This is a genomic window from Pseudomonas sp. FG13 (genome assembly GCF_057809755.1).
The window spans coordinates 105912-126770 of record NZ_JBMDKO010000002.1 but is presented as its reverse complement, the minus strand read 5'-3'; the positions used below and the strand labels follow the sequence as shown (position 1 = coordinate 126770).

The 20859-nt window shown below is 60.0% G+C and carries 24 protein-coding genes; 15 read left to right on the top strand and 9 right to left on the bottom strand.

Annotated elements, in window-relative coordinates; genetic code table 11:
• Positions 1–276: 276 nt before the first annotated feature.
• Positions 277–534 (top strand): hypothetical protein, encoded by a 258-nt coding sequence (locus ACODTO_RS03120; protein ID WP_139645842.1) that lies wholly within the window; start codon positions 277–279, stop codon positions 532–534.
• Positions 535–714: 180 nt separating this feature from the next.
• Entirely contained in the window at positions 715–1482 is a 768-nt protein-coding gene (locus ACODTO_RS03115) for an N-acetylmuramoyl-L-alanine amidase (protein WP_489105948.1), read from the top strand.
• A 44-nt stretch (positions 1483–1526) separates the two neighbouring features.
• Here ACODTO_RS03115 and ACODTO_RS03110 read toward each other — a convergent pair whose 3' ends face one another.
• From ACODTO_RS03110 to ACODTO_RS03095, 4 genes are all read right to left on the bottom strand, one after another.
• Entirely contained in the window at positions 1527–2438 is a 912-nt protein-coding gene (locus ACODTO_RS03110) for an SDR family oxidoreductase (protein ID WP_175361724.1), read from the bottom strand.
• Between the two features lie 287 nt (positions 2439–2725).
• Positions 2726–3637, bottom strand: coding sequence for an alpha/beta fold hydrolase (locus tag ACODTO_RS03105; RefSeq protein WP_139645838.1), 912 nt, complete (start codon positions 3635–3637; stop codon positions 2726–2728).
• On the bottom strand, positions 3637–4419 hold the full coding sequence (locus ACODTO_RS03100) for a class II aldolase/adducin family protein (RefSeq protein WP_489105947.1): 783 nt from the start codon (positions 4417–4419) through the stop codon (positions 3637–3639). The genes ACODTO_RS03105 and ACODTO_RS03100 overlap by 1 nt, the downstream gene beginning before the upstream one ends.
• Positions 4420–4553: 134 nt before the next feature.
• Positions 4554–5009 carry a flavodoxin gene (locus ACODTO_RS03095; protein WP_139645834.1) on the bottom strand — a complete coding sequence of 152 codons (456 nt, stop codon included), beginning with the start codon at positions 5007–5009 and terminating at the stop codon, positions 4554–4556.
• A gap of 157 nt (positions 5010–5166) precedes the next feature.
• Between ACODTO_RS03095 and ACODTO_RS03090 the strand changes: the two genes are divergently transcribed.
• Together ACODTO_RS03090 and ACODTO_RS03085 are read left to right on the top strand one after the other, a co-directional pair.
• Positions 5167–5640 (top strand): PAS domain-containing protein, encoded by a 474-nt coding sequence (locus ACODTO_RS03090; RefSeq protein ID WP_139645832.1) that lies wholly within the window; start codon positions 5167–5169, stop codon positions 5638–5640.
• Positions 5641–5692: 52 nt separating this feature from the next.
• Positions 5693–6298: a hypothetical protein gene (locus ACODTO_RS03085; protein WP_139645829.1), complete on the top strand. Its 606-nt coding sequence runs from the start codon at positions 5693–5695 to the stop codon at positions 6296–6298.
• 38 nt (positions 6299–6336) lie between these two features.
• Here the strand turns inward: ACODTO_RS03085 and ACODTO_RS03080 are convergent, their stop codons facing one another.
• Complete coding sequence (locus tag ACODTO_RS03080) at positions 6337–7296, bottom strand: MerR family transcriptional regulator (RefSeq protein ID WP_489105946.1); 960 nt, start codon at positions 7294–7296, stop codon at positions 6337–6339.
• Positions 7297–7537: 241 nt separating this feature from the next.
• Between ACODTO_RS03080 and folM the strand changes: the two genes are divergently transcribed.
• From folM to ACODTO_RS03050, 6 genes are all read left to right on the top strand, one after another.
• Positions 7538–8248, top strand: coding sequence for a dihydromonapterin reductase (folM, locus tag ACODTO_RS03075; protein ID WP_489105945.1), 711 nt, complete (start codon positions 7538–7540; stop codon positions 8246–8248).
• 20 nt (positions 8249–8268) lie between these two features.
• On the top strand, positions 8269–8829 hold the full coding sequence (gene folE / locus ACODTO_RS03070; RefSeq protein ID WP_139645823.1) for a GTP cyclohydrolase I FolE: 561 nt from the start codon (positions 8269–8271) through the stop codon (positions 8827–8829).
• Complete coding sequence (gene folX, locus ACODTO_RS03065; RefSeq protein WP_139645821.1) at positions 8830–9210, top strand: dihydroneopterin triphosphate 2'-epimerase; 381 nt, start codon at positions 8830–8832, stop codon at positions 9208–9210. It begins immediately after the preceding gene.
• A 93-nt stretch (positions 9211–9303) separates the two neighbouring features.
• Positions 9304–9600 (top strand): DUF1244 domain-containing protein, encoded by a 297-nt coding sequence (locus ACODTO_RS03060; RefSeq protein WP_047699585.1) that lies wholly within the window; start codon positions 9304–9306, stop codon positions 9598–9600.
• On the top strand, positions 9593–9931 hold the full coding sequence (locus ACODTO_RS03055) for a HopJ type III effector protein (RefSeq protein WP_175385511.1): 339 nt from the start codon (positions 9593–9595) through the stop codon (positions 9929–9931). The genes ACODTO_RS03060 and ACODTO_RS03055 overlap by 8 nt, the downstream gene beginning before the upstream one ends.
• Positions 9932–10202: 271 nt before the next feature.
• Positions 10203–11453: a 2-aminoadipate transaminase gene (locus ACODTO_RS03050; RefSeq protein ID WP_464710421.1), complete on the top strand. Its 1251-nt coding sequence runs from the start codon at positions 10203–10205 to the stop codon at positions 11451–11453.
• A 134-nt stretch (positions 11454–11587) separates the two neighbouring features.
• Here ACODTO_RS03050 and trxB read toward each other — a convergent pair whose 3' ends face one another.
• A complete protein-coding gene (gene trxB, locus ACODTO_RS03045) occupies positions 11588–12550 on the bottom strand; it encodes a thioredoxin-disulfide reductase (RefSeq protein ID WP_003205459.1) in 963 nt (320 codons plus the stop codon).
• Between the two features lie 308 nt (positions 12551–12858).
• Here trxB and cysZ point away from each other — a divergent pair, with 308 nt between their 5' ends.
• Both cysZ and ACODTO_RS03035 read left to right on the top strand, forming a co-directional pair.
• Positions 12859–13614, top strand: coding sequence for a sulfate transporter CysZ (gene cysZ / locus ACODTO_RS03040; RefSeq protein ID WP_139645815.1), 756 nt, complete (start codon positions 12859–12861; stop codon positions 13612–13614).
• Between the two features lie 40 nt (positions 13615–13654).
• On the top strand, positions 13655–14851 hold the full coding sequence (locus ACODTO_RS03035) for a glycosyltransferase family 4 protein (protein WP_175385513.1): 1197 nt from the start codon (positions 13655–13657) through the stop codon (positions 14849–14851).
• A 116-nt stretch (positions 14852–14967) separates the two neighbouring features.
• Here ACODTO_RS03035 and ACODTO_RS03030 read toward each other — a convergent pair whose 3' ends face one another.
• The 3 genes from ACODTO_RS03030 to ACODTO_RS03020 all read right to left on the bottom strand — a co-directional run bounded on the left by ACODTO_RS03030 (position 14968) and on the right by ACODTO_RS03020 (position 17389).
• Positions 14968–16071, bottom strand: coding sequence for an NADH:flavin oxidoreductase (locus ACODTO_RS03030; RefSeq protein WP_139645811.1), 1104 nt, complete (start codon positions 16069–16071; stop codon positions 14968–14970).
• 246 nt (positions 16072–16317) lie between these two features.
• The gene (locus ACODTO_RS03025; RefSeq protein WP_024777508.1) at positions 16318–16800 is read right to left on the bottom strand and encodes a glutathione peroxidase; all 483 of its coding nucleotides are present in this window, start codon (positions 16798–16800) and stop codon (positions 16318–16320) included.
• A gap of 103 nt (positions 16801–16903) precedes the next feature.
• Entirely contained in the window at positions 16904–17389 is a 486-nt protein-coding gene (locus tag ACODTO_RS03020; RefSeq protein ID WP_024777507.1) for an FKBP-type peptidyl-prolyl cis-trans isomerase, read from the bottom strand.
• Between ACODTO_RS03020 and ACODTO_RS03015 the strand changes: the two genes are divergently transcribed.
• From ACODTO_RS03015 to yihG, 3 genes are read left to right on the top strand one after another with little or no spacing between them, the layout of a single operon-like run.
• A complete protein-coding gene (locus ACODTO_RS03015) occupies positions 17358–17696 on the top strand; it encodes a DUF3565 domain-containing protein (RefSeq protein ID WP_139645809.1) in 339 nt (112 codons plus the stop codon). The genes ACODTO_RS03020 and ACODTO_RS03015 overlap by 32 nt on opposite strands.
• A 60-nt stretch (positions 17697–17756) precedes the next feature.
• Complete coding sequence (pta, locus tag ACODTO_RS03010; protein WP_489105944.1) at positions 17757–19856, top strand: phosphate acetyltransferase; 2100 nt, start codon at positions 17757–17759, stop codon at positions 19854–19856.
• Positions 19857–20765 (top strand): 1-acylglycerol-3-phosphate O-acyltransferase, YihG family, encoded by a 909-nt coding sequence (gene yihG / locus ACODTO_RS03005; RefSeq protein ID WP_175385514.1) that lies wholly within the window; start codon positions 19857–19859, stop codon positions 20763–20765.
• Positions 20766–20859: the final 94 nt, after the last annotated feature.

Below are 20859 nucleotides of genomic sequence, written 5' to 3'. Positions count from 1 at the left end.
TTATCGATCCATCACCCCGTGCTTACCGACGTTGGTTTGTGGCTCCTTTGCAACGTCATCTTCAGGCCGCTGCTTTTTGCAGCGGCCTTTTTTATATCAATGGTTTCCAGATGGGTACCCAAGCTGACTTGAGTTCGCGGCGCGGTTTTCTCCGGCGTGAGATTTCTTGTTTCCTACAACACCTTCGGAATCTCTCACCTGCCCAACTTTCAGGATCGAATTTATAGTCTTTATTCGTCGATCAGGGATGGATCAGACTTTTGAAAGGAGAGTTTAATGAACACCATTGAGCAAATAATCAAGAATGAGCCATTAGAAGAAATCGTCACAGTATTTGCACTATTGAAAGCGCCCCCACATTTGGACATGATGATCAGACGCCATAACATTAAGCTTATACAGCATGGTGAGCTTGAAAGAACTTACACTAAGCTTTTCAAAACAGGGGTCCTGGCAAACGGCAAAAAAGGTCTTTGCATTAAGGGCCCCAACTGGAAAGCACCAAAATTCTTTCTTGAAAAAAGATACACCTAACCATTAGCCGCTGCCTGTACAGCGATTTCTTTATCTCCAGGTTATAGAACCCCACAAACCAAACGCCAATTCCTACAAAAGACCAAGACCCTCACTACAAGCCAATTTGAAGATCATTGTTAGTCTGAAGTTAATCGAAGCGCGCAGCTTCGACCCCTTCAATTATCAATGAGCACATTTATGTACCCGATAAATTCCACCCGTTACCGTTCAAACAAAGGCCACAACAACCGCATTCGCTTTCTGGTTTTCCATTACACGGCCGCCAATTTCTCATCTTCCATCAGCGCACTGACCGGCGCCTCCGTCAGCGCCCATTACCTGGTTCCGGACTTCACTGACCCGAGTTATGCGGAAGCAGGTTTCAATGAGCCGCAGATTTTCAATCTGGTGGACGAAAACAAGCGGGCCTGGCACGCAGGGGTGAGCAGTTGGGGGAATCGCAACAATTTGAACGACACGTCCATTGGAGTCGAAATCGTCAATCTGGCCGCCGATCACCAGGGAACATTCACCTTCCCGCCTTACTCGCCGCAGCAAATCGAAGCAGTGGAGCAGTTGGCCCTCGACATACTCGGGCGTTATCCCGATATCAGCCCGGTCAATGTCGTGGCGCATTCGGACATCGCCGCCGGGCGCAAGAGTGACCCGGGCCCGATGTTTCCCTGGCATGCTTTGTATCTGAAAGGCATCGGCGCGTGGTTCGATGACTGCACGCAACAGTCTTTCCTGCAGGCCTACCGATGCACAGGCGTACCAACGCGGGAACATCTGCTGGGGCTGTTCAGGAAGTATGGGTATGACACGACAGCGGCCACGACGGTCACGGGTTTCCAGCGCTTGGTACGCGCCTTCCAGTTGCACTTTCGGCCGGCGAAACATGACGGGGTGATGGACATCGAGACCGCGGCGAACCTGGCGGCCTTGGTAAAGAAGTACTTTCCCTGAGCACGGTTATCGTCGGCAACGACAACCGGCCCAGGCAATAATCGTTACACGGCGTAACGCTGCATATTCGCCATCATTTCCTTCAACGCTTCCAGGTTGTCATTGGGATGCACCGCGTTGTCGAAATCGCAGATCTGTTGCCAATGGGCAGCAACGTCTTCGGGCGAGAAGCCTTTGCTTGGGTCGAACCCGACGCCGAGGCTGCGCTCCCAGCGTACTTTGCCCATCCAGCCGCCGCCCACTTCGAACAACCCGGAGGTTTCCTGACAGGCTTCGCTGGCCAGGTACACCACCAGCGGGCTGACGAGCTCGGGTTTGAGCTGTTCGAACACCTGCGGCGGCATCAGGCCTTCAGTCATGCGCGTGCCACCAGTGGGGGCGATGGCGTTGACCAGGATATTGTTCTTGCGCCCCTCGATAGCGAGGGTACGCGTCAGGCCATAAAGGCCGAGCTTGGCCATGCCGTAGTTGGATTGGCCGAAGTTGCCGTAGATGCCGGACGTGGAAGCGGTGAAGATTACCCGGCCATAATTTTGCTCACGCAGGTGCGGCCAGGCGGCACGGGTGACTTTGTATGCGCCCTCGACGTGGACGCGGTAGACCAGGTCCCAATCGGCGTCGTCCATTTTGTGGAAAGTCTTGTCCCGCAAGATGCCGGCGTTGTTCACCACGACATCGACCCGGCCAAACGCGTCGAGGGCGTTTTGCACAAGTTTGTCGCCATCGGTAACAGAATCGTGGTTCGCCTCGGCGATGCCCCCGGCTTCGCGGATTTCAGCGACCACCCGATCCGCCGCCGAGGCATTGGCCCCTTCCCCCTGCGCGGAGCCGCCGAGGTCATTGACCAGCACCTTGGCGCCTTGCCTGGCGAACAGCAGCGCATGGGCCCGCCCCAGCCCACCGCCGGCTCCCGTGACGATTACCACTTTATCTTCGAAGCGCACAGACTCACTCATGGGCAGAACTCCAGCAGGCCGAGGATTTAAAGCCTGAGTGTCAGGCACGGGGCGGACGGTCACAATCAACACGGTTGCGAGTGAATGGTAGGCGATAAGGTGAGGGGATGATGCGGGGGGCCGGATTCAACCCGAACCGGGTTCGGCGGCAGATCCACCATCGAGGCAAGCTGACCCAGCGCTATCGCGAGCAGGCTCGCTCCCACAGGGGACTGGCGGTGGACACAGGTATCAGGTTCACCCCGGACAGGGTGGGAGCGAGCCTGCTCGCGATAGGGAGCCGGCAGTCACAGACACTTCACCGAGGCCCGCAGCCGCACTGGCGCCGCGAGGTTCTCACGGAACGCCAGGTAATGCTTGAGCACTTGCACGGGGGCTTCAGTCTGGGGGTAGTGCCCGATATCGGGCAGCAGCACCGTATCCGCATTCGGAATCAGGGCCTCATAGCGCGCCACCATATGCGCGCCGGAAATCGGATCGAACGCGCCGTCGATCACCCGCATCGGAACCTCGCCGCGCTGCATCGCCTGCACCCAGCGGTCACGCTGTACGCGACGCTCGGGAATGTAGCGGATGAGTTTGTGCATGATCCGTGGGCCGTCGTGGTTTTTCACCAGGCTCCAGTAATCATCCAGTTCACTTTCGCTGGGGCCACGCCAGGGGCCAAAGATCTGCCGAAAATTCCTGGCCAGGCCTTCGCGTGAAAACGCACGACCTACCAGCCAGCCCAACGGACTGAGCAACAACTTCTGCGCCAGCACCGGACGATGGGTTTCCGGAAACAGGCCCCCGTTGAGAAACGCACAACTGGCGATTTCGATGCGTGCTTCACAATGCCGGGCGATCAGTTCCTGAGCCACGCTGTCACCATAATCGTGGGCCAGAATGTGCACCGCTTGCCGCTCATCCAGATGCGCCAGCAATGCCTGCTGCAGATCCGCCTGCTCCAGCAGGCTGTAGACATGATCCGTCGGTTTCGCGGAGTCGCCGAAACCGAGCATGTCGCAGGCGATCACGCGATAACGCTGTGCCAATGGCTGCCACAGGTAATGCCAGTCCCAACTGGCCGTGGGGAAACCGTGGATCAACAGCAGCGGCTCGCCATGCCCCGCCACCCAATACCGGATGGTGTGGCCCCGGAACAGGAATGTCTGGCCGCGCTGGCGCCAGATACGCAGCGGAATCTGGACCATGGGCATCAGTTTCTGTAGCCCGGGTCTTGTTGATCGAGCTTGCGCAGCAACGCCGGCCAGGCCAGCGCACCGCCCATGCCCTGGGCGCTTTTGGTCACCCCGGCAATCATCGCCCGGGCACCGGCCAGTATGTTCGGTTCGATGGCTATCAGCTCAGCCCCGCCGTTCTGGGCCAGAACCTGGATGTCGCAGGCCCGCTGGAAAGTGAACATCATCAGGAAGGTATCAGCGATGGTGCCACCGCATGTCAGCAACCCATGGTTGTGCAGCATCAGAAAACTGCTGTTCCCCAGGTCTGCCTGCAAGCGGGCCTTCTCTTCATGATTCAGGGCCACGCCTTCATAAGCGTGATAGGCGAGGCTCGACAACACGAACAATGACTGCTGGCTGATCGGCAACACGCCTTGTTTCTGGGCCGATACCGCCACGCCGGAAGCGGTATGGGTATGCAGCACACAGGCGACATCGTCCCGTGCTTCGTGCACCGCACTGTGGATGGTATAGCCGGCCGGGTTGATTTCGTAGGGACTGTCCATCAGCTTGTGGCCGGCCTGATCGACCTTGACCAGGCTCGACGCAGTGATTTCATGAAACATTAACCCGAATGGGTTGATCAGAAAGTCCTCGGTGCCGGGAACCTTCGCAGAAATATGGGTGAAGATGAGGTCATCCCAGCCATGCAGCGCGACCAGCCGGTAACAGGCGGCAAGATCGATACGGGTTTGCCATTCAGCGGCACTGACCTGGTCCTTGATGCTGAGTGTCGGTTGGATGGGCGCTATGCTCACGGCTCTGACCTCGGGCTTATCGTTATAGGTATTGGCACAAGAGAATGAGTCTAGTCAGCCCTTACCGCGACGGTAGTTGCCTTGGCAGCCAGCTTAATGGCCGAGCGGGTCACCGGCAGGGCCCGCCGCCTTCCTCAACCACGCAACGCGTCGATCAGCTCGCCCAACCAGGGTTCGGCATCGGTTTCCGGGGTGACGCTCTCGCTGGCATCCAGGCGCAACATCGGCAGCACCTCGCGCACGCCCAGCTCGGCGAACAACTCGCGCATCTGCTCGCCACCGCCGCAGAAGGTATCGCCATAACTGGCATCCCCCAGGCCGATCACCGCACCCGGCAGGCCGCGAAAAAACGCCGGCAGTTGGTCACGTATTGTCGAATACAGCGGCATCAGATTATCCGGCAATTCGCCCATGCCGGTGGTGGATGTCACAGCCAACACGGCCTGCGGGCCTAATGCCTGGATATCGGCCAGGGTTGCCCGCGGATTGTGCAGGGTTTCAAAGCCTGCATCACCGAGCAGCTTGGCGGCGTGTCGAGCGACTTCTTCAGCGGTGCCGTACACCGAGCCGGAAAGGATGGCGACTTTCATCAATCTGGTCCTGAGCCTGAATAAAAGAGAAGCGCGATAGTAACAGGCTGAGCCGCAAGGCTACGATTGACGCTCGATAAGAACTAATGGCCAGTAGACATCGCGCCAGGTTCTTCCAATAATGCGGTACTTACATGGGCTAAAAAGGACGTGCTCCATGATCAATGCGCAATTGATGCAACTGGTGATAAATGCTTCCAATGACGGAATCGTCATCGCTGAAAAGGAAGGCGAAGACAATATTCTGATCTATGTGAACCCGGCCTTCGAACGGCTGACCGGTTATAGCCGCGACGAGATCCTTTATCAGGATTGCCGTTTCCTGCAATCGGGTGATCGCGATCAACCCTCCCTGGAGCGAATTCGCCAGACCCTGGATCAAGGCGGCGCTTGTCGGGAAATCCTTCGCAACTATCGCAAGGACGGCACGCCGTTCTGGAATGAATTGTCACTGTCCACGGTAAAAAACGAGGCGGATGGCCACACCTATTTCGTGGGTGTGCAAAAAGACGTGACAGCCCAGGTCAAGGCGCAGCAACGCGTCGTCCAGTTGGAAAAGGAATTGGCCGAAGCCCGTGCGACGATTGCCCGGCTCGATGCGACGAACGGCGCAAACAAAACGACGAATTAACGGTCATTCACTACAATCACCAGTGAAAACGCAAAATCATTTCGAGTACACCATGCAACGTGACGCGCTTCTGACTCAGGATGAGTTGGACTTTATCCGGACCATGCAACACATCCCGCAATTGAATGAACGGGATGTGACATCCAGCCTGCTGGTCAATAGCGGGTCGCAGATCCGTGACTTGCTGACGCGCCTGGCGGCCAATGAGCAGGTGACGCTGCAAGCCAGCTTCGAAAACCAGCAAATGACTTTCCCGTTGCAGCTTGTGGAGGATGAATTCCACGCGATGCACCTGCGCCTGGGTGTACCGAGTATCTACGAGGACGGACCGAAAGTACGCCCCTGGCGCCTGGCCCTCGAAGAGCCGGTGGCACTTGAAAATGCCAAGGGTCAGCCAGGGCCTTTGTGGGTCCACGAAGTGTCTTGCAAGGGTGTGTTGCTGGAAAACCGCAGCCGTACCAAACCGCCGAAACAATTCGTCCTGTGGTTCAGCCCGTCAGGCTACGAAAGGATTTCGTTGCGCGGGACCTTCGAACGGGAAACCGAGCAAGGCTTGTATGCCTACCATTTGAACCAGAACGACCAGGACGAAACCGAACGCCTGCGTCAGTACATCCTCCAGCAGCATCGCCTGTCTCACCCGGCCATGCATCTCTAGCGGCCGGTTTGGTTGATTCGAGTACTCGAATGAGCTACCTACGTATCCAGGGTACCTGCCAGCAACTGGCGCAAGCGCTGGTGAATCACTGTTCCGTCATTGCCCAGGCAACCGATCGATGATCCTGCCAGGCTTTCCTGCATCAGGTCGGACGCATCGCCGGCCAGCATCAACGGGCAATCCAGGCTCATCGCCAATCTGTTCATGCGCTTGGGCAATTCGGCAACGGGCACATGGTTGGACACCAGTACCAGCGCCAGAGGTTGAGTCTTCTGGCATACCAGGGTCAGTTCGTCGAATGGCTGGCCGACGGTCATCAACCTGATGCCCACGTCCGCCTTCGACACATACAGCGCCGTCACCAGCAGCTCCAGCTCACGGCACTGACCGGCGATGGCGCTGACCAGGACGCGTCGCGACCGGTCCTCGCGCTTGAGCAGGAGTCGTTGCGCGACACGCGAGCGCAGGAATCCGTCGAAAAACAGCCATTCGCTGGTCTGTCCGAACTCCTGCTGACGTTGCAGCAATTGCCGCCAGAGCGGCATCAGGATGCGCTGAAAGACGATTGGCACTGCGTAACTGGAAAAAATCTGCCCATAGATGCGATCCAGCTCTACATCGTCAAAGTTGGCGACCGCGACCGCGATCTGGCGCTGCCATTGCGCGTAGTCGACCCTCACCAGATCCGATGGAATCAACACGGAAACCGGTTGCAACGATTCGGTCTTGCTCAGGATCTTGCTGATTTTACTGACAGCGACCCCGCGTTCGATCCAGGAAAGGATGCTGCGTACCTTGTCGATATCGCCCAGGGAATACAGACGGTGACCGCTTTCGGTACGGGTTGGCTGGATCAGACCGTAGCGGCGCTCCCAGGCGCGCAGGGTCACAGGGTTCACTCCCGTGAGCCGCGAAACTTCACGGATGGGAAACAGGTCTTCGCGCTCCAGGCCCGCTGCCGCTTGGAAAACGAACTGATCGTCGGTGATTACGCTCATTTTTTGTCCAACAGGCCCGACTGGCAAATTGGATCCCAGTTTACTCCCTCTTGGTCATACGATGACAAGAGCAAACCCATTCGATACATCAGTTTGTTGTTTTTTGTCACACATTATTCGTGGCGTGTCGCCATGACGAACGCTTGAGCGACAGGCCCAGCCCATGAGCTCAGCCGCTACAAATAGGTACATCCCGCAGTCACTGATATAGTTTTGCTTCTGTTGTGAACCGAGTCCGTCCATGCCCAGTACCGACGCCCCTATCCTGCTCACCGGCGCAGCCCAGCGTGTCGGCTTGCACTGCGCCCACCGATTGCTGGAGGACGGTCATCCGGTCATCGTCACTTATCGCACCGAGCGTCCAGGTGTGCAGACGCTCCGGGATCTGGGAGCAACAGCGATGTTTGCCGATTTTTCCAGCGAAGACGGGATCCTGGCCTTCATCGAACAGCTCAAGCAACACACGGACCGGCTGCGGGCCATCGTGCACAACGCCTCGGCATGGCTGGTCGAAACGCCAGGCAACGAATCGGCGGCCTTCAATGCCATGTTCGGCGTGCACATGCTTGCGCCATATCTGATCAACTTGCATTGTGCCGAGCTGCTACGGCGCTCGACTCCCGCGGATATCGTGCACATCAGCGACGATGTAACCCGCAAGGGCAGCAGCAAACACATCGCCTATTGCGCCACCAAGGCCGGACTCGACAGCCTGACCCTGTCGTTCGCAGCGAAGTTCGCACCGGCGATCAAGGTCAACGGTATCGCCCCGGCCCTGCTACTGTTCAAGGCCGAAGACGACGCGGCTTATCGAGCCAAGACCCTGGCCAAATCGGCGTTGGGCATCGAGCCCGGTAGCGAAGTCATCTACCAGAGCCTGCGGTATCTGCTGGACAACCCCTATGTCACCGGCACGACCCTGACCGTCAACGGCGGGCGGCACGTCAAATAGCCTTGCTGCGAGGATCCATCATGGCGTTATCCCTGCCCCAGAATTACCGCGAGATCCTCATCGGCCTGGGTGAAGATCCGGACCGCGAAGGCCTGTTGGACACACCGGTTCGTGCCGCCAAGGCCATGCAGTACCTTTGCCACGGCTACGAGCAAAGCGTCGAGCAGATCGTCAATGGCGCCCTGTTCGACTCGGACAGCGACGAGATGGTGATCGTCGCCGACATCGAACTCTATTCCCTGTGCGAGCATCACCTACTGCCCTTCATCGGCAAGGCCCATGTGGCTTATATTCCAACGGGCAAGGTCCTCGGGCTGTCGAAGATCGCGCGGCTGGTGGACATGTTCGCCCGCCGCCTGCAGATCCAGGAGAACCTCACCCGGCAAATCGCCGCCGCGGTGCAACAGGTTACCCAGGCCGCCGGTGTCGCGGTGGTCATCGAGGCCCAGCACATGTGCATGATGATGCGCGGTGTCGAAAAACAGAACTCGACCATGAACACTTCAGTGATGCTCGGGGCTTTTCGCGAGTCCAGCACCACTCGCCAGGAGTTCCTGCAATTGATTCGACGGAGCAAGTAAATGCCACAACTTCAGCCAGCCATGGCGCGCATCCGGGTCAAGGACCTGCGCCTGCGCACTTTCATCGGGATCAACGAGGATGAAATCCTCAACAAACAGGATGTCCTGATCAACCTGACCATCCTCTACCCGGCACAGGAAGCGGTACGCGACAACGACATCGATCATGCGCTGAACTACCGCACCATCACCAAAGCGATCATCGCCCACGTGGAAGGCAATCGCTTCGCTCTGCTGGAACGCCTGACCCAAGAGCTGCTGGACCTGGTCATGAGCAACGAGTCGGTGCAATACGCCGAAGTCGAAGTCGACAAACCCCACGCCTTGCGTTTTGCCGAGTCGGTGTCGATCACTTTGGCGGCCAGCCGAGCGACTGCGTAGCCGCTACAGGCTTCAAGCTGTAAGCTTCAAGCCTGACCGCAATCCATTTGCAGCTTGAAGCTTGTCCCTTGAAGCTGTCTTGCAGAGACCGCCATGAACGACCAACAACGCCTCGAACTCGAAGCCGCCGCTTTCCGTCGGCTGGTTGCCCACCTGGACAGCCGCAAGGATGTGCAGAACATCGACCTGATGAACCTCGCCGGTTTCTGCCGCAACTGCCTGTCCAAGTGGTACAAGGCTGCTGCCGATGAACGCCAGATCGAGGTCAGCCTCGATGACGCCCGTGAAAGGGTCTATGGCATGCCGTACGCCGAATGGAAAGCCCAATACCAGCAAGAAGCCAGCGCCGAGCAACAAGCGGCGTTCGCCAAAGGAAAACCCGATGCCTGATCTGAAAACCCTGCGCACCCGCCTCCAGAGTGGCGAACACGCTTTCGCCGATACCCTGGCCTTCATTGCCGATGGCTACGACTACCAGCCCCAGGCTTTCATCAACGGCGGCGTGGAAAACGCGGCCGGACAGAACGAAGGCTCCTGCAAGACCCTCGGCCTGGCCTTGCTCGAAGGCTTGAGCGATGAAGAAGCGCTGCTGGCGTTCGGCGAACATTACCGCTCGGTGCTGAACACTCCCGACGGCAGCGACCACGGCAATATCCGTGCGCTGATGGTCCATGGCCTGGCGGGCGTGAAGTTCGCGGCCCAGCCCCTGCAACGCCGCTGATCCCCGCCTGTGGCGAGGGGATTTATCCCCGCTGGACTGCGAAGCAGGCCCTAACTGCCAACCCAGGCGTGTCAGGTTGATCGCGATTGGCGCCTGGGGCTGCTTCGCAGCCCAGCGGGGATAAATCCCCTCGCCACAGGCACTTCGTTTCCCTTGGCATTGGCACACATCCCGACTTTTAAGATTGACCCGGCAACTTTATTTCGTTTGCCGGCCCCCACTGCTCACGGCTTAGATAAAGGAAATCCTTTCTTCCTTCGAGCCGTCACCCATGAGCAGCGAAACCATCAGCCAATCGATCTCCATCGTGCACCCCGTCAGCCTCAGCCACGGCAAAAACGCCGAGGTCTGGGACACCGATGGCAAGCGCTATATCGACTTCGTGGGTGGCATAGGCGTGCTGAACCTCGGCCATTGCCATCCGCGCGTCGTCGAGGCCATTCGCGAGCAGGCCACCCGGTTGACTCACTATGCCTTCAACGCCGCTCCCCACGCGCCCTATATCGAATTGATGAAGCGTCTTACAGCGTTTGTCCCAGTGGACTACCCCATCAGCGGCATGCTCACCAACAGCGGCGCGGAGGCTGCAGAAAACGCCCTGAAGATCGTGCGCGGGGCCACGGGCCGCACCGCCGTCATCGCCTTCGACGGCGGCTTCCACGGGCGCACCCTGGCCACTCTCAACCTCAATGGCAAGGTCGCACCCTACAAACAGAAAATCGGCGTACTGCCCGGCCCGGTCTATCACCTGCCCTATCCGAGCAAGGACAACGGCGTGACCTGCGCAGAAGCCTTGCAGGCCATGGAGCGGCTGTTCAGCGTGGAGATCGACGTCAACGATGTGGCCTGCTTCATCGTCGAACCGGTACAGGGCGAGGCGGGCTTCCTGGCGCTGGACATCCCTTTCGCCCAGGCCCTGCGACAGTTCTGCGACGACAAGGGCATCGTGCTGATCATCGATGAAATCCAGTCCGGCTTCGGGCGCACCGGCCAGCGTTTTGCCTTCTCGCGACTGGGCATCGAGCCCGACCTGATCCTGCTGGGCAAGAGCATTGCCGGCGGTGTCCCGCTGGGTGCGGTGGTGGGGCGCAAGGCTTTGCTGGACAACCTGCCCAAGGGTGGCTTGGGCGGCACCTATTCCGGCAACCCAATCGCCTGCGCCGCCGCATTGGCGACCCTGGAGGAAATGACCGACACGCACCTGCACGCCTGGGGCACGCAACAGGAAGAGGCGATTGTCAGCCGCTACGAATCATGGCGCCGCCGGGGGCTGACGCCATTCCTGGGCCGCCTGACGGGTGTCGGCGCAATGCGCGGCATCGAACTGGCCCACGCCGACGGTACCCCGGCAGCGGCGCAGTTGACCCAGTTGCTGGCCCTGGCACGGGACGCGGGTCTACTGCTGATGCCCAGTGGCAAGTCGCGCCATATCATCCGCTTGCTGGCACCGTTGACGACCGAGCCGGCGGTGCTGGAGGAAGGTCTGGATATTCTCGAAGCGTGCCTGGCGAAGCTGAGCTGAACAGACCACACAAAACACTGTGGGAGCGAGCCTGCTCGCGAAAGCGGTGAGACAGTCAGCGTAATGTTGACTGATTTACCGCCTTCGCGAGCAGGCTCGCTCCCACAGGTGCTTCGCTTGCTCTCAGGCTGAAATCAGAACGAAGCGTTCTGCAAGCCGTCCAGGTAACGTTCGGTGTCCAGGGCCGCCATGCAGCCGGCGCCGGCCGAGGTGATGGCTTGGCGGTAGACGTGGTCGGCCACGTCACCTGCTGCGAAGATACCTTCGACGCTGGTGGCGGTGGCGTTGCCGTCGCGGCCGCCCTTGACCACCAGGTAACCGTCCTTGAGTTCCAACTGGCCTTCGAACAACGAGGTGTTCGGCGTGTGGCCGATGGCGATGAAGACGCCGTCGACCTTGATTTCGTCAAAGCTGCCGTCGTTGTTTTTCAGGCGGGCACCGGTCACGCCCATGTTGTCACCCAGCACTTCGTCCAGGGTGGCATTGAGCTTGAGGATGATCTTGCCTTCGGCCACGCGGGCATTGAGCTTGTCGATCAGGATCTTCTCGGCGCGGAAGGTTTCGCGACGGTGGATCAGGGTGACCGTGCTGGCGATGTTCGCCAGGTACAAGGCTTCCTCGACAGCGGTATTGCCGCCACCGACCACGGCGACCGGCTTGTTGCGGTAGAAGAAACCGTCGCAGGTGGCGCAAGCGGAAACGCCCTTGCCCATGAAGGCCTCTTCCGACGGCAGGCCCAGGTAACGGGCGCTGGCACCGGTGGCGATGATCAGGGCGTCGCAGGTGTAGGTCGCGCTGTCACCGGTCAGGGTGTAAGGCTTGGCGGCGAAATCCACGGCATTGATATGGTCGAAGACGATTTCGGTCTCGAAGCGCTCGGCGTGTTCTTTCATGCGCTCCATCAACGCCGGGCCGGTCAGGCCGTGGACATCGCCCGGCCAGTTGTCGACTTCGGTGGTGGTGGTCAGTTGACCGCCGGCCTGCATGCCGGTGATCAGCAGTGGCTTGAGGTTGGCACGAGCCGCGTAAACAGCGGCGCTGTAACCGGCAGGGCCGGAACCGAGAATAATGACCCGCGAATGACGAACTTCAGACATGACCTGCTCCAGTTGACCAGCCCCTTGGGGCCGGAGCGCCGGGTGAGCGGCGGGAATAAAAAGGACCGTTGACGCACTTGGGGAAGGCTTTAGTTCGACGGTCCTGAAAAAGAATGGGTGCAGCGTATCGAGGGAGCGAAGATTAAGGAAATACGGTTTAACAATCCAGCTCATAGGCGAGTTCTATATCGGGTAGAGCTTTCAATAGAGTCGCCCGTTCAATAAACCTGTTACACGCCATGTAGACGCTTTCCCGCGTCGGGCAAAGCCGGTAAGGTCGGCGCGTTCATCTTCTCTCGGAGCTTCCCATGCCCGCCCCCGTCCTGTCCGGCCCGCAATATCTGCAAGAAGGCCTCAAGCTGGTCTTGAGTCCGGGCCTGCGTTTGTTCGTATTGTTGCCGCTGGTGATCAACCTCGTATTGTTCGTCGGCCTGATCTACCTGGCCGGCCATCAATTCAGCCTGTGGGTCGACACGTTGATGCCGTCGCTGCCGGACTGGCTGAGCTTCCTCAGCTATATCCTCTGGCCGCTGTTCGTGGTGCTGGTGGTGCTGATGGTGTTTTTTACCTTCACGATGCTCGCCAACATCATCGCCGCGCCGTTCAACGGCTTTCTTGCGGAGAAAGTCGAGGTGGTGGTCCGTGGCACCGATGACTTCCCACCCTTTAGTTGGGGTGAGTTGGTCGCCATGATCCCACGCACCCTGGCCCGGGAGGCACGCAAGCTCGGCTACTTCCTGCCCCGCGCCCTGGGGTTGTTCGTGCTGTCGTTCATTCCCGTGGTCAACCTCGTGGCCGCACCGCTGTGGTTGCTGTTCGGCGTGTGGATGATGGCGATCCAGTACATCGACTACCCGGCGGACAACCACAAGCTGGGCTGGAACGAAATGCTCGCCTGGCTGCGCCAGAAGCGCTGGCAGAGCCTCGGTTTTGGCGGCAGCGTGTACCTGGCGCTGCTGATCCCCGTGGTCAACATCCTGATGATGCCAGCGGCCGTGGCCGGAGCGACCCTGTTCTGGGTGCGCGAGCAAGGTGCCGAGACGGCGCTGGCCCGCCAAGGCTGAACCGGTCACAAATCCATCATCAAGGCGTCACACTGACGAAATGGCCCCGGTCGACACTGGGGTCATGAGCACACACCTGCATATCACCCTCATCACTGAAACCTTCCCGCCGGAAATCAATGGCGTGGCCAATACCTTGGGCCGCTTGCACGAGGGCCTGCGTGCCCGAGGGCACCGGGTGGAGCTGGTGCGTCCGCGGCAGGCTACCGATCTACGCCAGGCCAGTGACGAGTTGCTGTTGTGCAGGGGCTGGCCGTTGCCGGGGTATCCGGGGTTGCAGTGGGGCCAGGTGTCCATGCACAAGCTGTTGCGGCGCTGGAAGCGTCAGCGGCCCGATGTGCTGTACATCGCCACCGAAGGGCCGCTGGGTTTATCGGCACTGCGGGCGGCGCGACGCCTGGGAATCTCCGTGGTCAGTGGCTTCCACACCAATTTCCAGCAATACACCCGGCAGTACGGCCTCGGGTTGCTGAGTCGCGTACTCACCCATTACCTGCGCTGGTTCCACAACCGCTCCAATCTGACCCTGGTGCCTAGTCTCAGCCAGCAACTGGAACTGGAGCGGCGGCATTTCGAGCGCGTTACGCTGTTGTCCCGCGGCGTGGACAGCCAGTTGTTCCATCCGGTCAAGCGCTCGGTCAGCCTGCGGGAAAGCTGGGGCCTGGGCGATGACGACATTGCCGTGGTCCACGTTGGGCGCCTGGCGCCGGAGAAGAACCTCGGCTTGCTCAAGCATTGTTTCGACAGGCTGTGCAGTGCGTTCCCCGAGCGGCGGATCAAGCTGGTGGTGATCGGCGACGGCCCGCAACGGTCCGCCTTGGAGCAGGAATTGCCCGAGGCGATTTTCTGCGGCACCCAGCGTGGCGAGACACTGGCCAGCCACTATGCCAGCGGGGATGTGTTCGTCTTTCCTAGCCTGACCGAAACCTTCGGCAACGTCGTGCTGGAAGCCCTGGCCTCCGGGCTGGGCGTAGTGGCCTATGACCAGGCCGCCGCGGCACAGCACATCCGTCATGGCTACAACGGCGTGCTGGCAATGCCAGGGGATGAGGAAGCGTTCTGCGATGCGGCCCGTTGGCTGCTGGAGGAGTCCGAAACGTTACGTTGCGTGAGGCTCAATGCCCGTCAGCATGCCAGTCGCCAGGGTTGGGCGTCAGTGATCGAGCAGTTCGAGGCGCAATTACGGGGGGCTTGCCAGGCCATATCGACACTGCCGCAGGCAGTGCCGCATCGCTGAAAGCGCCGCGGGCAAGCCTTGCTCCCACAGGGTAATCAGCAGCTCACAAATGACCCGTCCGCTGAAGATCCAATATGGGAGCAAGGCTTGCCCGCGATGGCGTCGGCGCAGGCGATTCAGACCAGCGTCATCAGTGCTTCACGGCTGAACGGCAGGATTTCCTGCTCGCGACCTTCACGCACTTTCTGGGCCCAGTCCGGATCCACCAGCAGCGCACGGCCTACCGCCACCAGGTCGAACTCGTCATTGTTCAGGCGCTCCAGCAGTTTCTCCAGGCTGGCCGGTTGCGCGACCTTGTCGGTATTGACCATGAACTGCAGGAACTCGCCATCCAGGCCAACGCTGCCGACGGTGATGGTCGGCTTGCCGGTCAGCTTGCGGGTCCAGCCGGCCAGGTTCAATTCGGAACCGTCGAACTCCGGCTCCCAGAAGCGACGTGTCGAGCAGTGGAAAATATCCACGCCAGCCTCGGACAGCGGCTTGAGGAATTCGCCCAGGGCTTCGGGGGTCTGCACCAGACGTGCCGTGTAATCCTGCTGTTTCCATTGAGAGAAGCGGAAGATGATCGGGAATCCTTCGCCAACGGCGGCTCGCACGGCACGGATCAATTCGATGGCGAAGCGCGAACGGTTGGCCAGGCTGCCGCCGTAACCATCAGTGCGTTGGTTGCTGCCTTCCCAGAAAAACTGGTCCACCAGGTAACCATGGGCGCCATGGATCTCCACGCCATCCATGCCGATACTCTGGGCGTCTTTCGCTGCCTGGGCGAAGGCGGCGATAACATCGTCGATGTCTGCCTGGGTCATACCGTGGACCACCACCTGGCCGTCCTTGAGCTTCTCAGTCGGGCCATAACCCGGCACGCTGGCATCCGGTTCGGTCCCGGTGCGGCGCACACTGCCCACATGCCACAACTGTGGGACGATCTTGCCGCCTTCGGCATGTACTGCATCGACCACTTGCTTCCAACCGGCGAGCGCTGCATCGCCATAGAAGTGCGGCACGTTCGGATACCCGTTGGAAGCCTTGTGCCCGACCGTCGTGCCTTCGGTGATGATCAGGCCAACCCCGGCCGCTGCGCGGCGACGGTAATATTCGATGACCTTGGCATTCGGCACGCCGCCCGGTGAAAAGGAACGGGTCATCGGCGCCATCACGACCCGGGTCGGCAGCTCGAACGCACCGAGTTGGAAAGGTTTGAACAGGGCTTTTACAGGCATGGGACACTCCACGGGACAAGGTCGCAGTCGATATGACGACGATAATATGCAGCGTGGGGAGTGCTGGGTAGCACTATTGATTGGAGTGATAAAGGTTAAAAAGGGTGCGCAAAGGCAGCTGAATGTGGGAGCAACGCTTGCTCGCGAACCAGGCACCCCGATTTCTGAAAGGTCCCATCACCTTCATCGTGGGCAGCCTTGCTCCCACAGTACGCAAGCAAGCTCCCTCGCCACAACGGTGAAGGTTCAGCCCAGCGCTTTTTCAATCGCCTGGATCACCGCAGGGTCATCCGGTGCCGTGCGCGGCGAAAAGCGGGCCAACACGCGGCCGTCCTTGCCGAGCAGAAACTTCTCGAAGTTCCAGGTAATGTCCCCGGGGAACTCGGCGCCCTCGCCCGCCAGCAGGCGGTAGAGTTGATGCCGGTCATGACCGTTCACCTCCAGCTTGCTGGACAGCGGAAACGTCACGCCATAATTGTTGCTGCAGAACGCCTGGATTTCCTGCTCGGTACCGGGCTCTTGCCCGGCGAACTGATTGCAAGGCAGGCCCAGGATGCTGAAGCCCCTGGATTTGTACTGCTGATAGAGATTTTCCAGCGCAGCGTACTGAGGCGTCAGGCCACATTTGGAGGCAACGTTGACCACCAGCACGACTTGCCCCTTGAAAGGCGCCAGAGGAAGCTCCTGACCATCCAAGGCTTTCAGTTTAAGGTCGTGAAAAGCACTCATGACGAACTCCAAGTTTGCAGATCTTCGAAACAACCATGGCAGGTAACCGATTAAAAAAGGCGCCCATGGCGCCTTTCCGGTTCACTTCAGCGTAGCGCAGAAATCAGTGGTGATGACCACCTTCGCCATGGACGTGACCATGGGCAACTTCTTCCTGGCTGGCATCACGGATGTCGACAACCTTGACCTTGAAGTTCAGGCGTTGGCCGGCCAGAGGATGGTTGCCGTCCACAGTGACGTCATCGCCGTCCAGGTCGCGGATGGTGACGATCTGCATCTGGCCATCCGGCGCCGACGCGTGGAACTGCATGCCCACTTCCAGCTCATCCACGCCTTCGAACATGCTGCGGCTCAGGGTGCTGACCAGTTCGGCAGAGTACTCGCCGTAGGCGTCTTCCGGTTCGACGGTCACGTTCAGCTCGTCACCGGTGGTTTTACCTTCCAGGGCTTTTTCCAGGCCCTGGATGATGTTGCCTGCGCCATGCAGGTAGACCAGCGGAGCGCCGCCGGCAGAGCTGTCGATGACCTCACCAGCGTCGTTGGTCAGGGTATAGTCGATGGAGACAGCCTTATTGGCGGCGATCAGCATGGGGCGAGACCTTTTGCATAAGAATGAAGAACGGACAAGTCTAAACAAGGATTTGCCCGAAAGCGAACGGAACCCTGACAAACGGGCTTGCTCACACAGACCGACGGTCACCGGCTTCCATCAGGACGAGGAGGGTCACTGGGTGGCCGAGCTGTCCTGCGGGCATACCCAGCACCTGCGCCACCAGCCCCCTTGGCAATCCCGGGCGTGGGTGCTGGATCCCACGCAACGTATTGAAAAAATAGGCCAGCCCTTTGATTGCGGCTGGTGTGCTCAGGCACCGGTTAGCGATAATCTTGGTGACTGAATGGATGGTAGACGGCTATACATAGGCCTCGCCTTTGCCATGCTCCCTTAGAGAATCCGCATGCAAACTTTTTTTATCGCGCCCACCGATTTTGGTGTGGGCCTGACCTCCATCAGCCTCGGGCTGGTGCGCACCCTTGAACGGGCCGGGCTGAAGGTCGGATTTTTCAAACCCATCGCCCAACCTCACCCCGGCGATACCGGCCCGGAACGCTCAACCGAACTGGTGGCCCGCACCCACGGCCTCAAGCCGCCTCAGCCGCTGGGCCTGGCTCACGTCGAGCGCATGCTCGGCGACGGCCAGCTCGATGAACTGCTGGAAGAAATCATTACGCTTTACCAGCAGGCAGCCATCGGCAAGGACGTACTGGTGGTCGAAGGCATGGTCCCGACCCGCAACGCCAGTTATGCCGCCCGGGTCAACCTGCACCTGGCCAAGAGCCTGGACGCCGAGGTGATCCTGGTGTCGGCGCCGGAAAACGAAGTGCTGACCGAGCTTTCCGGGCGGGTTGAGTTGCAGGCGCAATTGTTCGGCGGGCCGAAAGATCCGAAAGTCCTCGGCGTGATCCTCAACAAGGTCCGTACCGACGAAAGCATGGAAGTGTTTTCCGCCCGGCTCAAGGAGCACTCGCCCTTGCTGCGCAGCGGCGACTTCCGCCTGCTGGGATGCATCCCCTTCCGGCCCGAACTCAACGCCCCGCGTACCCGCGACGTGGCCGATTTGATGGGCGCCCAGGTGCTCAATGCCGGCGATTACGAAAGCCGGCGCATGAGCAACATCATCATTTGCGCCCGCACCATGCGCAACACTGTGGAACTGCTCAAGCCCGGTGTGCTGGTGGTGACCCCCGGCGATCGCGACGACATCATCCTGGCCGTGAGCCTGGCCGCCATCAACGGCGTACCGCTGGCCGGTCTGCTGCTGACCAGCGATACCCTTCCCGACCCACGCATCATGGAGCTGTGCCGTGGCGCCCTGCAGGCGGGCCTGCCGGTACTGTCGGTGAGCACGGGCTCCTATGACACCGCCAACCTGCTTAATGGGTTGAACAAGGAAATCCCGATCGACGACCGCGAACGTGCGGAGATCATCACCGATTTCGTCGCCAGCCACCTGGACGCCCAGTGGCTGCACCAGCGCTGCGGTACGCCGCGGGAGATGCGCCTGTCACCGGCGGTGTTCCGCTATCAATTGATCCAGCGCGCCCAGGCCGCCAACAAGCGCATTGTCCTGCCGGAAGGCAGCGAACCGCTGACGGTCCAGGCTGCCGCCATTTGCCAGGCCCGCGGCATCGCCCGCTGCGTACTGCTGGCCAAACCGGCCGACGTCGAGGCCGTGGCCCGGGCCCAGGGCATCGAACTGCCGCCAGGACTGGAGGTTCTCGACCCGGACTCGATCCGCGAGCGTTACGTCGAACCGATGGTGCGGTTGCGCAAGAGCAAAAGCCTGAATGCCCCGATGGCCGAGCAGCAACTGGAAGACACCGTGGTGATCGGCACGATGATGCTGGCGCTGGACGAAGTCGACGGTCTGGTGTCCGGCGTTGTCCACTCCACCGCCAACACCATCCGTCCGGCCCTGCAGTTGATCAAGACGGCGCCGGGCTGCTCCCTGGTGTCATCGGTGTTCTTCATGCTGTTTCCCGAGGAAGTGCTGGTCTACGGCGACTGCGTGATGAACCCGCACCCCAGCGCGGCGGAGCTGGCGGAGATTGCCCTGCAAAGCGCCGACTCGGCTGCCGCGTTCGGTATCACGCCACGGGTGGCGATGCTCAGCTATTCCAGCGGTGAATCGGCCAGCGGAGAGGAAGTAGAGAAAGTCCGCGAAGCCACCCTGCTGGCCCACGAAGCGCAGCAAGGCTTGCTGATCGACGGCCCGCTGCAATACGACGCCGCCGCCAACGAAACCGTGGCACGACAACTGGCGCCCAACAGCCAGGTGGCCGGTCGGGCGACGGTGTTCATCTTTCCGGATCTGAACACCGGCAACACCACCCACAAGGCCGTCCAACGCAGTGCCGATTGCGTCAGCCTCGGGCCGATGCTCCAGGGCCTGCGCAAACCGGTGAACGACTTGCCCCGTGGCGCCCAGGTCGATGACATCGTGTACACCATCGCCCTCACCGCGATCCAAGCCGCCAACCGACCCATGGATATTTAAATGCTGGACTTCCTGCCTGCCCCGGCGCGAGGCGTCATCGCTTCGCTGCTGTTGGCGCTCAATACCATTGCCTGCTGTACACCGCTGTTCATCGTGGCGATCCTCAAGCTTCTGCTGCCCTTCCCCGCCGCCCAACGCTTCACCGACTGGCTCATGAGCCACATCCATGAAGCCTGGATCAGCAACAACAAGGCCTGGATGAACCTGCTGCGCCGCACCCGCTGGCACCTCAGCGGCCTGGAAGGCCTGGACTACCAACACTCGTACCTGATCACCAGCAACCACCAGAGTTGGGTCGACATCATGGTGTTGCAGTACGTGCTCAATCGCCGCGTCCGCCCGCTGAAGTTCTTTCTCAAGCAGGAGCTGATCTGGGTACCGGTGATCGGCCTGGCCTGGTGGGCGCTGGGGTTCCCGTTCATGAAGCGCTACTCCAAGGCCTATCTGGAAAAGTATCCGGAAAAAAGAGGCAAAGACCTGGAAACCACCCGCAAGACCTGCGCGAAGTTTCGCAACAACCCGGTGGGCATTTTCAATTTCGCCGAAGGCACACGCTTCACCGAAGGCAAGCATGCCCAGCAGCAGTCACCGTTTCGCTACCTGCTCAAGCCCAAGGCCGGCGGCATCGCGTTTGTGCTCGATGCCATGGGTGAACAGTTGGAATCGATTATCAACGTGACCATCCACTACCCTGGCGGTCGTCCGGGGTATTGGGACTTGCTGTGTGGCAAGGTTGATGAAGTGGTCGTGCACTTCCAGGAACTGACGATCCCGCCGCAATTCGTCGGGAAGAACTACGACCAGGACGGCGCCTATCGCCTGGAGTTCCAGGGCTGGATCAACCAGCTGTGGCAGGACAAGGATGCACTGCTGGAGCAGATGCATCGCGAATACCCAATGCGCCGCTGATCCCTTGTGGGAGCGAGCCTGCTCGCGATGGCGGTGCATCAGCTTGCAAAGATGGAGACTGACCCACCGCCATCGCGAGCAGGCTCGCTCCCAC

Coding starts and splice junctions, on each gene's coding strand:
- ACODTO_RS03030 (WP_139645811.1), bottom strand. CDS start 16,071: ATGCCTGTAAAAGCCCTGTTCAAACCTTTCCAACTCGGTGCGTTCGAG.
- ACODTO_RS03025 (WP_024777508.1), bottom strand. CDS start 16,800: ATGAGTGCTTTTCACGACCTTAAACTGAAAGCCTTGGATGGTCAGGAG.
- folX (WP_139645821.1), top strand. CDS start 8,830: ATGCCACAACTTCAGCCAGCCATGGCGCGCATCCGGGTCAAGGACCTG.
- ACODTO_RS03020 (WP_024777507.1), bottom strand. CDS start 17,389: ATGCTGATCGCCGCCAATAAGGCTGTCTCCATCGACTATACCCTGACC.
- ACODTO_RS03060 (WP_047699585.1), top strand. CDS start 9,304: ATGAACGACCAACAACGCCTCGAACTCGAAGCCGCCGCTTTCCGTCGG.
- trxB (WP_003205459.1), bottom strand. CDS start 12,550: ATGTCTGAAGTTCGTCATTCGCGGGTCATTATTCTCGGTTCCGGCCCT.
- ACODTO_RS03120 (WP_139645842.1), top strand. CDS start 277: ATGAACACCATTGAGCAAATAATCAAGAATGAGCCATTAGAAGAAATC.
- ACODTO_RS03050 (WP_464710421.1), top strand. CDS start 10,203: ATGAGCAGCGAAACCATCAGCCAATCGATCTCCATCGTGCACCCCGTC.
- folM (WP_489105945.1), top strand. CDS start 7,538: ATGCCCAGTACCGACGCCCCTATCCTGCTCACCGGCGCAGCCCAGCGT.
- yihG (WP_175385514.1), top strand. CDS start 19,857: ATGCTGGACTTCCTGCCTGCCCCGGCGCGAGGCGTCATCGCTTCGCTG.
- ACODTO_RS03035 (WP_175385513.1), top strand. CDS start 13,655: ATGGCCCCGGTCGACACTGGGGTCATGAGCACACACCTGCATATCACC.
- ACODTO_RS03105 (WP_139645838.1), bottom strand. CDS start 3,637: ATGCCCATGGTCCAGATTCCGCTGCGTATCTGGCGCCAGCGCGGCCAG.
- folE (WP_139645823.1), top strand. CDS start 8,269: ATGGCGTTATCCCTGCCCCAGAATTACCGCGAGATCCTCATCGGCCTG.
- pta (WP_489105944.1), top strand. CDS start 17,757: ATGCAAACTTTTTTTATCGCGCCCACCGATTTTGGTGTGGGCCTGACC.
- ACODTO_RS03110 (WP_175361724.1), bottom strand. CDS start 2,438: ATGAGTGAGTCTGTGCGCTTCGAAGATAAAGTGGTAATCGTCACGGGA.
- ACODTO_RS03095 (WP_139645834.1), bottom strand. CDS start 5,009: ATGAAAGTCGCCATCCTTTCCGGCTCGGTGTACGGCACCGCTGAAGAA.
- ACODTO_RS03085 (WP_139645829.1), top strand. CDS start 5,693: ATGCAACGTGACGCGCTTCTGACTCAGGATGAGTTGGACTTTATCCGG.
- cysZ (WP_139645815.1), top strand. CDS start 12,859: ATGCCCGCCCCCGTCCTGTCCGGCCCGCAATATCTGCAAGAAGGCCTC.
- ACODTO_RS03080 (WP_489105946.1), bottom strand. CDS start 7,296: ATGAGCGTAATCACCGACGATCAGTTCGTTTTCCAAGCGGCAGCGGGC.
- ACODTO_RS03115 (WP_489105948.1), top strand. CDS start 715: ATGTACCCGATAAATTCCACCCGTTACCGTTCAAACAAAGGCCACAAC.
- ACODTO_RS03090 (WP_139645832.1), top strand. CDS start 5,167: ATGATCAATGCGCAATTGATGCAACTGGTGATAAATGCTTCCAATGAC.
- ACODTO_RS03015 (WP_139645809.1), top strand. CDS start 17,358: ATGGAGACAGCCTTATTGGCGGCGATCAGCATGGGGCGAGACCTTTTG.
- ACODTO_RS03055 (WP_175385511.1), top strand. CDS start 9,593: ATGCCTGATCTGAAAACCCTGCGCACCCGCCTCCAGAGTGGCGAACAC.